16 protein-coding genes are annotated in these 13,479 nt (G+C 63.8%); 8 read left to right on the forward strand and 8 right to left on the reverse strand.

What is annotated here, in order from left to right:
- Nucleotides 1-39 precede the first annotated feature (39 nt).
- A complete protein-coding gene (locus ACM42_RS32295; protein ID WP_271531873.1) occupies nt 40-975 on the forward strand; it encodes a LysR family transcriptional regulator in 936 nt (311 codons plus the stop codon).
- A 64-nt stretch (nt 976-1,039) separates the two neighbouring features.
- On the opposite strand, the gene ACM42_RS32300 is transcribed toward ACM42_RS32295, so the two are convergent.
- Entirely contained in the window at nt 1,040-1,297 is a 258-nt protein-coding gene (locus ACM42_RS32300; RefSeq protein WP_028180458.1) for a hypothetical protein, read from the reverse strand.
- A 237-nt stretch (nt 1,298-1,534) separates the two neighbouring features.
- Nucleotides 1,535-4,144 (reverse strand): autotransporter outer membrane beta-barrel domain-containing protein, encoded by a 2,610-nt coding sequence (locus ACM42_RS32305; RefSeq protein WP_271531875.1) that lies wholly within the window; start codon nt 4,142-4,144, stop codon nt 1,535-1,537.
- Between the two features lie 281 nt (nt 4,145-4,425).
- On the opposite strand from ACM42_RS32305, the gene ACM42_RS32310 reads away from it, so the two are divergent.
- Nucleotides 4,426-5,409, forward strand: a complete 984-nt coding sequence (locus ACM42_RS32310) for an AraC family transcriptional regulator (RefSeq protein ID WP_271531877.1) — start codon at nt 4,426-4,428, stop codon at nt 5,407-5,409.
- Between the two features lie 201 nt (nt 5,410-5,610).
- Nucleotides 5,611-5,961: a hypothetical protein gene (locus ACM42_RS32315; RefSeq protein ID WP_271532270.1), complete on the forward strand. Its 351-nt coding sequence runs from the start codon at nt 5,611-5,613 to the stop codon at nt 5,959-5,961.
- Nucleotides 5,962-6,067: 106 nt separating this feature from the next.
- Here ACM42_RS32315 and ACM42_RS32320 read toward each other — a convergent pair whose 3' ends face one another.
- From ACM42_RS32320 to ACM42_RS32330, 3 genes are all read right to left on the reverse strand, one after another.
- On the reverse strand, nt 6,068-6,535 hold the full coding sequence (locus tag ACM42_RS32320) for a YbaK/EbsC family protein (RefSeq protein ID WP_271531879.1): 468 nt from the start codon (nt 6,533-6,535) through the stop codon (nt 6,068-6,070).
- 41 nt (nt 6,536-6,576) lie between these two features.
- Nucleotides 6,577-7,308 (reverse strand): haloacid dehalogenase type II, encoded by a 732-nt coding sequence (locus tag ACM42_RS32325; protein ID WP_271531881.1) that lies wholly within the window; start codon nt 7,306-7,308, stop codon nt 6,577-6,579.
- Between the two features lie 81 nt (nt 7,309-7,389).
- Complete coding sequence (locus ACM42_RS32330) at nt 7,390-7,749, reverse strand: winged helix-turn-helix transcriptional regulator (RefSeq protein ID WP_271532272.1); 360 nt, start codon at nt 7,747-7,749, stop codon at nt 7,390-7,392.
- Between the two features lie 162 nt (nt 7,750-7,911).
- Here ACM42_RS32330 and ACM42_RS32335 point away from each other — a divergent pair, with 162 nt between their 5' ends.
- Complete coding sequence (locus ACM42_RS32335; RefSeq protein ID WP_271532274.1) at nt 7,912-8,646, forward strand: SDR family NAD(P)-dependent oxidoreductase; 735 nt, start codon at nt 7,912-7,914, stop codon at nt 8,644-8,646.
- A gap of 231 nt (nt 8,647-8,877) precedes the next feature.
- On the opposite strand, the gene ACM42_RS32340 is transcribed toward ACM42_RS32335, so the two are convergent.
- The gene (locus ACM42_RS32340) at nt 8,878-9,762 is read right to left on the reverse strand and encodes an amidohydrolase family protein (protein ID WP_061026658.1); all 885 of its coding nucleotides are present in this window, start codon (nt 9,760-9,762) and stop codon (nt 8,878-8,880) included.
- A 305-nt stretch (nt 9,763-10,067) separates the two neighbouring features.
- On the opposite strand from ACM42_RS32340, the gene ykgO reads away from it, so the two are divergent.
- From ykgO to ACM42_RS32355, 3 genes are all read left to right on the forward strand, one after another.
- A complete protein-coding gene (gene ykgO / locus ACM42_RS32345) occupies nt 10,068-10,193 on the forward strand; it encodes a type B 50S ribosomal protein L36 (RefSeq protein WP_006611362.1) in 126 nt (41 codons plus the stop codon).
- A 106-nt stretch (nt 10,194-10,299) separates the two neighbouring features.
- Nucleotides 10,300-10,932: a tetratricopeptide repeat protein gene (locus ACM42_RS32350; RefSeq protein WP_271531883.1), complete on the forward strand. Its 633-nt coding sequence runs from the start codon at nt 10,300-10,302 to the stop codon at nt 10,930-10,932.
- A 124-nt stretch (nt 10,933-11,056) separates the two neighbouring features.
- A complete protein-coding gene (locus ACM42_RS32355) occupies nt 11,057-11,317 on the forward strand; it encodes a hypothetical protein (protein WP_271531885.1) in 261 nt (86 codons plus the stop codon).
- 7 nt (nt 11,318-11,324) lie between these two features.
- On the opposite strand, the gene ACM42_RS32360 is transcribed toward ACM42_RS32355, so the two are convergent.
- On the reverse strand, nt 11,325-11,507 hold the full coding sequence (locus tag ACM42_RS32360; protein WP_271531887.1) for a hypothetical protein: 183 nt from the start codon (nt 11,505-11,507) through the stop codon (nt 11,325-11,327).
- A 316-nt stretch (nt 11,508-11,823) separates the two neighbouring features.
- On the opposite strand from ACM42_RS32360, the gene ACM42_RS32365 reads away from it, so the two are divergent.
- Nucleotides 11,824-12,780 (forward strand): alpha/beta fold hydrolase, encoded by a 957-nt coding sequence (locus tag ACM42_RS32365; RefSeq protein WP_271531889.1) that lies wholly within the window; start codon nt 11,824-11,826, stop codon nt 12,778-12,780.
- A 74-nt stretch (nt 12,781-12,854) separates the two neighbouring features.
- On the opposite strand, the gene cycA is transcribed toward ACM42_RS32365, so the two are convergent.
- Nucleotides 12,855-13,250, reverse strand: a complete 396-nt coding sequence (gene cycA / locus ACM42_RS32370) for a cytochrome c-550 CycA (protein WP_028182288.1) — start codon at nt 13,248-13,250, stop codon at nt 12,855-12,857.
- Nucleotides 13,251-13,479: the final 229 nt, after the last annotated feature.

Raw genomic sequence — 13,479 nt, forward strand, 5'->3', positions numbered from 1 at the left:
ACTCATTGTTTCCCTTTCCGTCCTCGTGAGGCCGCTCGCATGGCAAAACTCCCCGATTTCGAAGCGCTCGCGATTTTCGCGAAAGTCGTGGAATTGCGGTCGTTTGCGGGGGCTGCGGGCGAGCTGGCGATGTCCAAGGCGACGGTTTCGAAGGCGGTGACCCGGCTGGAGGAGCGGCTCGGCGCGCGCCTGTTCAACCGCACCTCGCGCCGGCTCGCGCTGACCGATGCCGGGCACAAGCTCGCCGATCGCGCGACGCGGCTGCTGGCCGACGGCGAGGCGGCGGAGAATGAGGCGCTGGCGCAATCGGTGGCGCCGCGCGGGCTGGTGCGGCTCGCCGTCCCCATGACGTTCGGCATCAAGGCCGTGGCGCCGCTGCTGCCGGAGTTCTTCGAAGCCTATCCGGAAGTCTCGGTTGATCTGCATCTGAGCGATGCGACCGTCGATCTGATCGGCGAGGGTTTCGACATGGCGGTGCGGATCGCGCGGCTGCCGGACTCTTCGCTGATCGCGCGGCGGCTCTTCACCATGCCACGCTACACGGTCGCCGCGCCGTCGTATCTGAAGCGCCACGGCAGGCCGACGCATCCGATGCATCTCGCCCAGCACAAGTGCTTCAGCTACGCCTATCTCTCGACGCCGAACGTCTGGCACTACACCAATTCGGCCGGCGAGCAGGCCAGCGTGCGCCCGGGAGGCCAGCTTCGCGTCAACAACGGGGAAGCCGTGATGCCGGCACTGATCGCCGGCCTCGGCATCGCCGAGCTGCCTGAATTCATCGTCGGCGAAGCCATTTCCTCCGGCGAGGTCGAAGTCATCCTGAAGGACTGGACGCAGGCCGAAGGCGCCGTGCACCTGGTGACGCCGCCCGGCGGCCCGCGTCCCGCCCGGGTCGAGGCGCTCGGCGATTTCCTGGCGGCGGAGCTGCCCAGCATCTGTAAGCGGCGGACGCGCGGAAAGGCGAAGGCGTCGTAGAACGAGCACCTTCAACGACCTCGATTGCTTCGTCGCAAGAGCTCCTCGCAATGACGGTGCTGAACTACGATACCTCCACGCCGTCGATCGCGACGATGCGCAAGCTCGGCTTCAGCGTTTCTTCCAACTGCGACTTCAATTCGTGAACGCGAGGGTCGTTCGAACGCTTCGCGCACACCGCATATTGATGGACGGATTGCGCCAGCGCGCGCCGCGCTTCCGGTGTTCGCGTCAGCTCGGGCTTTGAAAGCCGCAAGACGATCGCGGCGAGATTCACCAGCATCTCGTCCAACGCGAGGTCGATGGTTCCAACATTCCGCATCGCTCACTCCCTCGGGAGGGCAACAGCGGGTCCCCGGGAGGCGTTCCTGGCTCCCCCGAATATGGTTACCGTTTCGTAAACATCTCGCTTCTTACCCATCGCCGCGCCAGGCTGGAGCGAAACGAATCTCCATGACTGGACGCAATATCAGGATGCGCAGTCCCTGGCACAGTTCATCGCGGCCGGCAGCGCGCGTCTGATCGCGGCAGTTCAGAAGATCGGCAAGGTGGAGTAGTCCTAGAACCCGGTGCGCAGCACGCCGCGCACCGTGTGCCGGTCATATCCCGGCGCAAACGCGCCCTCGTAGGACGCCTTGAATGAGGTCGCAGTCGTGAGATCCCACCGGATCTCCGCGCCGGTGAGCGCGACCGTCCGCGCGCGTTCGACGCCGGTGATCGCGAAGGGAATGCCGGGGGCCCCCTCCAGGGCCGCCGTGGTGGACGCCGCGCTGCCGGTAAATTCGTGGCGGACGGCGAGTGTCGCGCCGAATTGTGCCGTCTGGCCGTTCGGCATGATCACTTGGTGATGGGTGCGCAGGCCTGCTGTGCCATAGGCAACGTCGAAGCTGCCGGCCTGCACCAGCTGGTTTACGCCCGGTGCACCCGTTTCGGATAGAGTGCCTTGCCGTGTCGAGTACCAGTCGGCCTTGGCGAACGGCTCCGCCGTGAATCCCCATCCGGTCGCAAAGGGGCGTGCGATGCCGAGCGAGGCGGCAAAGGTGTTCGCCCGCGAGGAGGCGGTCGCAGTTTCACCGAGGAACGCGATCGAGCGAGAGGATTCGAGCGCCGCGAAGGAATAGCTGATGGCGGATGCGAGATTGAAGCCGCCCCTCTCGCCGCGCGCGTAGAAGCCCACATGGCCGGCATTGGCGTCGATCCGGTCGGCACGGCCGGCCATCCGCAGCTGGCCGGTCGATGCGCCGATCGCAAGGCCTGCCGTGAAGCCAGGCATGTGCCAGAGATCGGCGCCGAGCGCTGCGCCCGCAACGGTCGTGTTCGTGCCGAAGGCAATGCCGCTCGCCGCCACCTTGTCCCAATTGCCGTAGCCGCCGAACCAGATGCTCTGCGCCGGCCTGGTGCGCCGGCCAACGAGGGCCTTGCCGATCGGATCCGCCGGCTCCGGGGCGTAGGCGGTGGCCGACATGCGCAGGGTTTCGCCGCGCGACTGCGTGCCCGCATTCCACATGAAGCTCTGGAACATGTCGGCCTGATCGGCGACGAAACGGCGTCCATCGGCGTGAACTTGACCGGCAAGATCATCGAGGCCGGCCCTGATGCCGGACGCATTGAGTGCGGCGAGCGTGTTGATCGCCGTGGTCAGCGTCCCCGATGCGCCGCCGAGCTGTGCCTGGTCCAACGCGCCGGCCACCGCGGCCTGGTTCGGCGACAGGCCCGACAGCGTGCCGAAGCCACCAATCTGCTGAAGGATGAAGTAGACGTTGTTGACGTCGTAGCTGAGCTGGCCCGAAACCAGCGGGCTGCCCGAGGTCGTGAGGTTGGCGAAACTGCCGCTGACGCCGCCCGTCGCGGTCAGGATCGTATACTGGGTGTTGGCGATGAAGCCGGCGCCGAGCGGCACGATCTGCACGGTGCCGCCATTGAGCGCGGCGGTCCCGGTTGCTGCGATCCTGTCGGACTGGCCGGCAGCATTGATTTCGACCTGGAAGGTCGATCCGGCATTGAAGGCGACGTTGCCATTGACGTTGAGCGTCCCGATCGAGTTGCCGGGGGCGACCATGCCGGCATTGTTGACGGCGATGCCGCCGACCGTGCCGGTGCCGCCTAGATAGCCGCCATTGATCGTGACGACCGAGGGCAATGTGCCGTTCACGATCAGGCCGCCCGCGTCCACCGTCGTTGCGCCGTTGAAGGCGGTGGTGCCGGTCAGCGTCCAGACGGAGTTGCCGTTCTTTTTCAGTTGCTCGAACTCGTCATATTGCAGGCCGGGGCCGAGATTGCCGAGGTCGAACGAGGCGCTGCCAACGCTGCCGAGGTTCAGCGTGTCGGTACCGCTCCCGCCGCGAACATTCCCGGTGATCGTCGCGCCCGGAGCGAGGCCGAGCAGATCATCGCCCCCATTCAGTTGGATCGCTCCGCTGCCGCCGCCCGAGATGGTGCCGGAGTTGAAGATGGTGTCGCTGCCGGAAGAGCCCTGGATGGCGATGAAGAAGCCGCCGGAGATCGTGCCGCCATTGATGAGTGTATTGCCGCCGGCGATGAATTGTACGCCGGTATGGTCGCCGCCGATCGATCCGCTGTCATAGACGAGGACGGCATTGCCGCTCGACGTCCCGCTGATCCGAAGTCCCGTCGTGTTTCCTCCGGTGCCGACGGCCGTCCCGCGAATGTTGACGAGATTGTCGTTCGAATTGTCGATCACGATTGCTGCTTCGGCATTGCCCGTACCCTCCGCGATCCCACCGGCCGCGACCGTCACATTGTTGTGGATCGATCCGTTGGACAGCAGAACCGCTCCGCTGTGGGTCGAGGCTGTCGCCTGATTATTGACGGTGATGCGCGAGCCGATGGTGCCGTCGAAAACGACCGCAGGTATGCCTGCGCCCGGCAGCAGCGACGTCGTCGTGCCGTCGCCGACGTTGACCGTGACGTTGCTGCTGCCGGTGGCGTTGATGTGATCGGTGTTGCCGACGCCGGTGCAGGTCGCGACGTCGCCCGAATTGAGCGCGCCGATCGTGCCGGTGCCGGCCACGGTGCAGGCGGCGAGAGCCTGACCGGGGATCACGACAAGAAGCGAGACCAGCGCCAGCGCGGTGGTGACGAGCAGCTTGTTGCGCAGGGCAGAGGCCCTTGTGGTGTTATGTGCGCAGGTCGGTATTGCAGTCGACATCGACGATTCCCTCATTCCAGCACAATTGCTAGCGGGGACGTCGTCGCGATTCTTGGCGCTGTGCGAAATGCCTTATGGCGAAAGGCGCAAGACGCCGGTTTGCGCCACCCCTGTTGCGGCGATGCCACGGACTGTGCCGCCAGCGGGGCGGCGTGTCGCCACGGGAAGTGGACTAAAGCGCAAATTCAGTTGGCCTGAGGCGCAACCTCATTTGAAGCGTGTTGCGCGCTGCAACAAACGCGATATTGCTGGGTCCGGAATGAGCTCGGAGACGCGCTTTCATGGCGGCCGATGACCAATCGATCCATGGCGCGCCGCGCCTCGGCTATACCGGCGAACCGCACGGGCCGGCCTATGAGGTGTGGCGGGAGGAGTTTTGCCGCCGCGTGATGGCAGCCGATCTTGCGCCCTTGTCCGACGGCTCGTTTCACTGCGACGTCAAAGCGTTGATGTTGCCGCAGGCAACGATATCCTTCTGCAACGGCACGCCGATCAGGTTTATGACGCTCGGCGCCAGCGACAATCTGGCGTTACTGATGGCGCCGGATTCGCGGTTGCAAGCTGTCATGGGCCGTCGTGCGCTCGAGGTCGCGCCGCTGGGCATCAGTCTCATCGACGCCTCCATCAAGGGCGCATTCGTCGCGCAGCTCGAGAAAGGCAGCAACAAGGCCGCTTTGTTCGACCGCAGGACGCTGCTGTCATATTGCCCCGATGCCGAAGACAGCGTTGCGCGGCCGCTCGATCATGACCCCGCGCTCACTGCGCTGCTGCATCGATATTACGACTTCGCGGTTCAGCACGCCCCGGGGCTCGATGCGCTGGCGCAGCACGCCGTTTCACAACACCTGATGGATTTGATGGTGCTGGTGCTCGGCGGCCGGCGCGACGCTACCGAACAGGCAAAAGAACGCGGCCTCGCCGCGGCTCGGCTGGAAGCCATCAAGGCCGATATTCTGGCACGGCTCGGCGACGGCGGGCTCACGCTCGCCGACCTCGCGCGGCGCCATCGCGCCAGCCCTCGCACCATTCAGTTGCTGTTCGAGCGCAGCGGCGTCACGTTCTCGGAGTTCGTGCTGGAGCAGCGGCTACTGCGGGCGGCACGGCTGCTGTGCGATCCGATTCACCGGGCGGGCAAGATCAGCGGCATCGCCCATCTCTCCGGCTTCAACGACGTCTCGTATTTTCACCGGACATTTCGGCAGCGTTTCGGCATGACGCCGATGGACGCGAAGGCGCGGCGCGCGGAAACGGGCAATAAGCCGTAGTCGGAAGGACGTCTTCGGTCCGTCCGGGACTCGAGCGGTGGCGCGGGAGTCGCTGCCGCTGACAGCGCGGCCAGTTGCGGCGGTGAAGAGGATCGGCAAGGTGGAATAGTTCCTGCAGTTCTTTCACATTTTTTTGTTGGTTCAGAACCGGCTCTCGCCTCATTGGTTGATGAGATTTGTCGGATCGAGAAGGACCAGGACATGCGAGCAGAGCGGATTGCGCTGGGTGTGGCGCTTGCGGTTGGCGGCATCGTCGTGCAGGGCGCAGCATTCGCTGAGGAATACCGCGGCACGATGGAACAGCAGATGGCTTGCACGCCCGATGTATGGCGTCTATGCAGCGACCAGATTCCCGATGTGAATCGCATCACGGCTTGTTTGCAGCAGAACACCCCGCAGCTCTCGAGCGGCTGCCGCGCGGTGTTCCAGTCCAACAACCAGATGCCGCAACAGCAGCCGGTGCCGCGCAATCGCGCTGCTCCGCCACCGCGTTACAACACGGCGCCGCCACCTCCGCCCGCACAGCCGCAACCTTATGACGACGATGACTAGCCGCTCGAAAGCATGATCCGGAAAAGTGCGCGGCGGTTTTCCGAAAAGATCGTGCTCAAACAATAACCTAAAGCGCGATGACGATTCGTTCTCATCTCATCGCGCTTTAGGTCCGGTGCTCACAGACATCGACCCACTCGGCGGCGACCAGCTCGGCCAGCCGATCGGGCGTGATCCGTACCGCGCTGTGGGTCGAGCCCGCGGCCGGAACCACGACGTCGAACGCCTTCAGCGAGACGTCGCAGTAGATCGGCAGCGGCGATTTCAGACCGAACGGGCAGACGCCGCCAACCTCGTGTCCGGTGATGTCGGCGACTTCCTCCAGACCCAGCATCTTCGGCTTGCCGCCGAACTGCGCCTTCACCTTCTTGTTGTCCATGCGAGAGGTGCCGGCGGCGACGATCAGGATGACGCGCTCGCCGATCCGCAACGACAGCGTCTTGGCGATCCGCCCCGGCTCGACACCATAGGCTTCGGCCGCCAGCGCCACGGTCGCGGAGCTGATCGGGGATTCGATGACGGAGATGTCAGGGGCTTTCTCGGCGAAGAAGGCGCGAACGGATTCCAGGCTCATTCCGGGCAGCTCATTGCAATCTCACAGGCGGGCGGCGACCCCTAAGCGATTCTTGGCAGCTCGGAGAGCGCGTGAACGCGGTGGTCCGGCGCACAGCCAAGCTCGTCCATCTGGGTGCGGATCGCCTTGAACATGGTGAGCGGTGCCACGAGTTCGTTCTCGACGCAAGCCAGCGCCATGGCTTCGGGCGTCACCCGCTCGATCCAGGCAACGTTCAATCCGAACGATTTCGCGCCAGCCACGTCCCAGGGATTGGAGGAGACGAACAGAACCTCGTTCGGCGCGGTGCCGAGCACCTCGCCGATCAGCTCATAGGCCTGCGGGCTCGGCTTGAAGATCTTCTTCGCATCGACGCTGATGGTGGCATCGAGCAGGGCATCGAGGCCCGAATTGCGCACGAGCGCATTCAGCATGTCCGGGCTGCCGTTGGAGAGGATGGCGAGCTTGCGCGGCTTCAGCGCCGTGAGCGCTGCCGTCGCGTCCGGATAGAGATCGAGCTGCAGATATTTCGCGATCACGCGCTCGAATGCGTCGTTCTCGTAAGCGAGCCCCAGTATTCGCAGCGTATAGGCGAGCGAGTCGCGGGTGACGACGGCAAAATCCTGATAGCGCCGCATCAGCGAGCGCAGCCAGGTGTATTCGAGCTGCTTGATGCGCCAGACCTGCGTGATGATCTCGCCATAGCCCGGAAACGCATCCTCGGTGATATCGGCGACCGACTGGATGTCGTAGAGCGTTCCGTAGGCGTCGAAGACGACGGCTTTCATGCTCAATTGGCCGTCCTCCGGGATCGTTGCGCGCGCAGGGGACTATACCCGGCGCCGCGATATCGATCCAAGGTCCAGCTGATCAGTTTACCGTGCCTTGGTGTTCCAGGTCGCCCGCTCGGCGAACACCCGGCTGACCTCCGCCATATGCTCCGTGCCCCAGGAGCAGAGCGGCACGAGGGCCTCGGCCAGACTGCGGCCCAGAGGCGTGAGGCTGTAGTCCACCCGCGGCGGCACCTCCTTGTAGTCGGTCCGCTTGATCAGACCGTCGGCCTCCAGCTCCTTGAGCTGCTGGATCAGCACCTTGTCGCTGACGTCGCGCACGGCTCGCCGGAGCTCGCCGTAGCGGGTCGGGCCGTCCTGGGCGAGGAAGTACAGGATCAGCGGTTTCCATTTGCCCGAGATGACCCGCAAGGTCGCATCCAGGCCGCAGGTGAAGCCGGGCAGATTCGGCGTGCAACGCGGGACGTCGGCTTGAGCCTGCGCCGGTGGGGAGATGAGGTCTGAACGATCTCTCGACATTTTTTTCGGGCACTTACCAAAAGGTGCATACTTGTCGATAGGTGGGTACGCCGCCAGCTCAGTGCAACCTTAGTGAAGGAGCACATCATGAGCAGACTAGAAGGCAAGACGGCGGTGGTGACAGGCGGCGGAACCGGCATTGGGCTTGGAGCCGCCAAACGGTTCGTCGATGAGGGCGCGTTCGTCTACATCTTCGGGCGGCGGCAGGAGCCCCTCGACGCTGCCCTCGCGCAGCTGGGGTCCTCGGCGCGCGCCGTCAGGGGCTCGGTCACGGATCTGTCCGACCTCGACCGGCTATACGCGACAGTCAAAGCCGAACGCGGCGGACTCGACATCCTGTTCGCCAATGCCGGGACCGGACTGTTTGCGCCGCTCGGCGAGATCACGCCCGAGCACTACGATTACATCTTCGACGTCAATGTGAAGGGGCTGGTGTTCACGGTGCAGAAGGCCCTGCCGCTGATGCGAAAGGGATCATCGATCATCCTGACCGGTTCGAGCACGGGCGTGATGGGCACGCCGCAGTTCAGCATCTACAGCGCGACCAAGGCGGCGATCCGCAACCTTGCGCGCAGTTGGGCGCTCGACCTGCGCGGCACGGGCATCCGCGTCAATGTGCTGTCGCCGGGGCCGACCAAGACGGAGCTGGCGCTGGAGATCGTCGGCGAGCAAGCATTTGACGCGCTCGGCAGCTCGACCCCCATAGGGCGCGTAGGCGACCCAAGCGAGACCGGGGCCGTGGCCGCGTTCCTGGCGTCCGCGGACAGCAGCTTCATGACCGGCGGCGAGGTCTTCGTCGATGGAGGCCTCGCGCAGGTCTGAGGCCGCAGCCGTGAGGGCTTCGGTCCCCGGAATCGAAGCCCTCAATGCGCCGCGGCGATGATGACACCCCTGGAACGCAATGAAATTGGGTTCGGCCGGGCGTTCGGTCACCTCTCCCCAGTGGGGAGAGGTCGGATTGCGCAGCAATCCGGGTGAGGGGCCGTAGCGATCGGTGAGACCTGATCCCCTCACCTGCCGCTAGGCATCAAGTCAACCCAAACTCATGCCGCATTAGATCCCCAGCAGCTTGCGCGCGTTGGCCTTCAAGACCTTCGGCCGGATCTCGTCGCGGATGTCGATCTTGGCGAAGTCGGACAGCCAGCGGTCCGGCGTGATCACCGGCCAGTCCGAGCCGAACAGCATCTTGTCCTGCAGGATCGAGTTGATGTAGCGCACCAGGATCGGCGGGAAATATTTCGGCGACCAGCCGGAGAGGTCGATATAGACGTTCGGCTTGTGGGTCGCGACCGACAGCGCCTCCTCCTGCCAGGGGAAGGAGGGATGGGCGAGGATGATCTTGAGGTCGGGGAAATCGGCCGCGACGTCGTCCATGTACATCGGGTTGGAATATTTCAGCCGCATGCCCATGCCGCCCGGCATGCCCGAGCCGACGCCGGTCTGGCCGGTGTGAAACAGCGCGATCGCGCCGCCATTGTTGATCTCTTCGTAGAGCGGATAGGCCATGCGGTCGTTGGCGTAGAAGCCTTGCATGGTCGGGTGAAATTTGAAGCCGCGCACGCCGTATTCCTCGATCAGCTTGCGCGCCTCGCGCGCGCCGAGCTTGCCCTTGTGCGGGTCGATCGAGACAAAGGGGATGAGGACGTCGAGATGTTCGGAGGCAACCTCCAGCATCTCGTAATTGTTGTAGCGGCGGAAGCCGGTCTCGCGCTCGGCGTCGACGGGGAAGATCACTGCGGCGATGTTCTTGGAGCGGTAATAGGCCGCGGTCTCAGGCACGGTCGGTGGATGCTTGTTCGGCGACTTGAAATACTCGGCCATTTGCGCCTGGAAATCGTCATAGCCATCGTCGGGGTGGCAGCCGCAGGGCTCCTCGGCATGAGTGTGGATGTCGATGGCGACGACATCGTCGATAGCAGGCAGCTTCAGCTTCGGCATTGGTTTCCTCCCGACCGGTTGTCAAATTGATTATATGATATAACGAATTTGGCAAGGCATTGCGGCAGGTTATCGGCTTGGCAGATCGGGCCGATCCGGGCACTTCTACTGTGCATGGGGTTGTTTTCGCGAATTTGCTGACCCGGACCGGGGCGGTTAACATTGACATCACCGCCCGCCATGCCTTAAGAACCGCCCCGTCCCGGGCGGTCGGTCCGCGAGCGGGAAAAATCTCATTTTGCCACATTCGCGCGTGCCGAAACGGTAGTGCCGAACACGGCCTTTCGAACGTTCAGGATTCTGCCATGAAGGTCCGTAACTCGCTGAAATCGCTGCGCGGTCGCCATCGCGCCAACCGCCTGGTTCGCCGCAAGGGCCGGGTTTATGTGATCAACAAGGTGCAGCGCCGCTTCAAGGCGCGGCAGGGCTGATCTCGCCCGGCCGGACGCCTTCGCGCGCCCCGCAAGACCACGGCTCACACGAGTTTGACGCCGCCTTTGCTTTGCAAGGGCGGCTTTGCGCGTTTAGACTTTCATCATGGCAATCAGATTCCCCTTTGCGCGCACCATTGGTCTCGCCCTTGTGCTGGGAACCGCCGGGCTGGCTCCCGCCCTGGCGCAGCAGGTTGAGCCGCCCGGCAAGCAGAAGAAGCTGCCCGAAGCGCCGGCCAAGCTGCCCAAGGTCGATCGCAGCAAGAATCTCGATTTCCTGTTCGGCGCGCTGAAGGCCGCTCCCGATGAGGTCAGCGCCAAGCATGTCGAGGCGCGGATCTGGGCGATCTGGCTACAGACCCCGAGCGACACCGCGGCGCTTTTGATGTCACGCGCCAAGACCGCGGTCGATGCGAAGAAGATCGATGTCGCGATCAAGCTGCTGGATTCGGTCATCAAGCTCAGGCCCGATTACATCGAGGCCTGGAATCGGCGGGCGACGCTCTATTACATGCAGAACGACTATGGCCGCTCTCTCGCGGATATCCAGCAAGTGCTGGTCCGGGAGCCGCGCCATTTCGGCGCGCTCGCCGGCCTCGGCATGATCATGCAGGAGGTCGGCGACGAGAAGCGCGCGCTTGATGCCTATCGCAAGGCGCTCGCCGTCAATCCGCACCTCGAAAAGATCCCCGATCAGGTCAAGGCGCTGACCGAGAAGGTCGAGGGTCGCGACATCTAGTGGATAAGTTGATCATTTCCCGAGTGATCGGAGCCTGCGCCGATTAACCACATTCGCATGCGCCGCGTCGGGAGGACTATTGCCGGCGCCGCCGCAGGCCTACCTGCATGGCAGGAGCACAGCCATGAATCGTTTGGTAGTCGCAGCCATATTGCTGCTCGCGTCGGGGGCAGCGAGCTTCGCTGACGGATTGTTCTGGGTGGTCGGCAACCGCGCCACAGGAAAATGCAATATCGTGACCAGCAATCCCGTGATCATCGGCGATATCTGGTTCGGCGACGGTCCCTACAAATCCAGGGCCGATGCCAAGCTTGCCCGTTCGACGATCCGCGCCTGTCCCGCGGTCACGCCCGAGGAGGAGAAAGAGGAAGACGGGACGGACTAGCCTGCGCTCAATGCAGGACGCTGCTGCCGCGCTCGACGAGGCCGCGGTCGGCGGCTGCGGCGTAAGCCTTTGCAAGCTCGGTCTCGAGATGCTCGTTGATCAGGAGCAGAGCCCGCACGGCACCGCGCAAGTCACCATTGCAGCTCGCGACAATTTCGTCGATTGCAGTGTCGTTCGATCTGACGCTCATTGAAACTTCTCCGGTTCAAACCAGGATCCTGCCGGTCTTTCCCGCATCGCCCGAGGTTGCGAGGAGGATCGGCACCTGCCCGCGCCTAGATGGCGGAACCGACCATGGCGATTATATGGAAGCGGCGATGACGGTTGCATGAAGCTGGTCCGGGGCTTGTGCGCCCGTCAGAATGCTGTTGATTCCATTGCGTTTTTTCGTTCTGCAATTATGCACATATCCACAGCCCCGGGATTTTCAGTGGAAGCGCGGAAAGCCGGCGGCGAAACTGCCGTGCGATCAGAGCCGTAACTGCCCAGTGCCCAGGATCTTCTCCATGATCGTGATGTCAGTCGTGACGGCGCTGGTTCTGCTGGCGCTGGTCACACAGGCGGGAATCGTCGCCGTGCAACGCGCCTTTCCCCCTCAGGGTCGGATGGTCGAGGTCGACGGCGCGAGGCTTCACGTCGTCGATATCGGCCCACGCGATTCGGGTCTTCCGATCGTGATGCTGCACGGCGCGAGCTCCAATCTCGAAGCGATGCGGCGGCCGCTCGGCGACAACCTCGCCGGGGACCGTCGCGTGATTCTGATCGATCGACCCGGCCATGGCTGGAGCACGCGCGGGCGGCGGCAGGATTCGACGCCGCAAATCCAGGCGCGGATGATCGATGAGGCGCTTCATAAGCTCGGGATCGATCGCGCGGTCTTCGTGGTGCATTCCTGGAGCGGCGCCCTCGGCGCGCGGATCGCGCTCGATCATCCGCACCGCGTTGCCGGTCTCGTCATGCTCGCGCCCGTCACGCATCCCTGGCGCGGCGGTGTCGGCCGCTACAACGAGATCATCGCAACGCCCGTGATCGGTCCGCTGCTCGCCTACACGATCACGCTGCCGCTCGGCTACGTCCTCGCAGAATCCGGCGCGCGCAACGTCTTCCTGCCGCAAACCATGCCGGACGGCTTCGTCAAGGACTCCGCGACGCCGCTATTGCTGCGTCCACGCGAGTTCATCGCCAATGCCTATGATCTGGTGACGCTGAAAGAGTCGGTCGCCGCGCAAGTCGCGCGCTATGGCGAGATAAAGGCGCCGGTCACGATCATCGCCGGTGAGCCCGACAAGACGGTGAAAACCAGCATCCACGCGCGCCCGTTCGCCGCCGCGGTGTCCAACGCGAAGCTGATCGTGCTGCCCGACCTCGGCCACATGGTGCAGAACGCCGTGCCGGATCTCGTGAAGGCGGAGATCGAGACGATGATCGGCAGGATCGTCCCGGCGCAGGCGGCCGCTGATTAAAGCGCTCTCGAGCGAAGTGGATACCAGTTCGCGTGAAGAAAACGCGTCAGCTCTAGCGGCCGCCTCTTGCGCGCCTACTGCTTGATCTTCCCGTCCTTGTCGTATTGGGCGAGGAAGGCCCAGAGATTGTTGATCTCGGTCTCGTTCTTGATGCCGGCGAACGCCATCTTGGTGCCGGGAATCTTGGCCTTGGGGTCCTTGATATATTCCTTGAACGTGGCCTCATCCCAGGTGATGCCGGAATTCTTGTTCGCGTCCGAATAATTGTAGTCCGGCGCGGTTCCCGACTTGCGGCCGTTGAGGCCGTTGAGCTCGGGGCCGACCTTGTTCTTGGCGCCTTCGCCGATCGCGTGGCAGGCCAGGCATTTGTTGAACGACGTCTTGCCGGCCGCGACATCCTGCGCCATCGCGGCGGGTGCGGTGGCAATCACGGTGAGGATCGTCAGTGCGCCAAAAGTCAGTTTTGTCATCGGGTGCTCTTCGTCTCTTCCCTGGTGGGTCTGGTCAGTCTCTTGCCTGATCGACAATCGCCGGCCCGCCGCTTTTGGCAGGCCTGCTCGGCTTGGACAAGCCATCAAACCATGACAGGTTTCACGATTTCCTACTTGTCCCAGAGCGAACTCGCGGAACATCGTCGATCCGACTTTCGGATGGCCTACCCAAACAGGCGCGGACGTGATTGATTTGCCGCGACAAATT

The organism is Bradyrhizobium sp. CCBAU 25338, assembly GCF_028128965.1.
Classification (GTDB): Bacteria; Pseudomonadota; Alphaproteobacteria; order Rhizobiales; family Xanthobacteraceae; genus Bradyrhizobium; species Bradyrhizobium liaoningense.

What these genes read in the sequence shown, in the direction of transcription:
- ACM42_RS32310 (WP_271531877.1), top strand. Translation starts at nt 4,426, where the DNA reads ATGGCGGCCGATGACCAATCGATCCATGGCGCGCCGCGCCTCGGCTAT.
- ACM42_RS32315 (WP_271532270.1), top strand. Translation starts at nt 5,611, where the DNA reads ATGCGAGCAGAGCGGATTGCGCTGGGTGTGGCGCTTGCGGTTGGCGGC.
- ACM42_RS32350 (WP_271531883.1), top strand. Translation starts at nt 10,300, where the DNA reads ATGGCAATCAGATTCCCCTTTGCGCGCACCATTGGTCTCGCCCTTGTG.
- ACM42_RS32365 (WP_271531889.1), top strand. Translation starts at nt 11,824, where the DNA reads ATGATCGTGATGTCAGTCGTGACGGCGCTGGTTCTGCTGGCGCTGGTC.
- ACM42_RS32300 (WP_028180458.1), bottom strand. Translation starts at nt 1,297, where the DNA reads ATGCGGAATGTTGGAACCATCGACCTCGCGTTGGACGAGATGCTGGTG.
- ACM42_RS32335 (WP_271532274.1), top strand. Translation starts at nt 7,912, where the DNA reads ATGAGCAGACTAGAAGGCAAGACGGCGGTGGTGACAGGCGGCGGAACC.
- ACM42_RS32305 (WP_271531875.1), bottom strand. Translation starts at nt 4,144, where the DNA reads ATGTCGACTGCAATACCGACCTGCGCACATAACACCACAAGGGCCTCT.
- ACM42_RS32340 (WP_061026658.1), bottom strand. Translation starts at nt 9,762, where the DNA reads ATGCCGAAGCTGAAGCTGCCTGCTATCGACGATGTCGTCGCCATCGAC.
- ykgO (WP_006611362.1), top strand. Translation starts at nt 10,068, where the DNA reads ATGAAGGTCCGTAACTCGCTGAAATCGCTGCGCGGTCGCCATCGCGCC.
- ACM42_RS32360 (WP_271531887.1), bottom strand. Translation starts at nt 11,507, where the DNA reads ATGAGCGTCAGATCGAACGACACTGCAATCGACGAAATTGTCGCGAGC.
- ACM42_RS32355 (WP_271531885.1), top strand. Translation starts at nt 11,057, where the DNA reads ATGAATCGTTTGGTAGTCGCAGCCATATTGCTGCTCGCGTCGGGGGCA.
- ACM42_RS32320 (WP_271531879.1), bottom strand. Translation starts at nt 6,535, where the DNA reads ATGAGCCTGGAATCCGTTCGCGCCTTCTTCGCCGAGAAAGCCCCTGAC.
- cycA (WP_028182288.1), bottom strand. Translation starts at nt 13,250, where the DNA reads ATGACAAAACTGACTTTTGGCGCACTGACGATCCTCACCGTGATTGCC.
- ACM42_RS32295 (WP_271531873.1), top strand. Translation starts at nt 40, where the DNA reads ATGGCAAAACTCCCCGATTTCGAAGCGCTCGCGATTTTCGCGAAAGTC.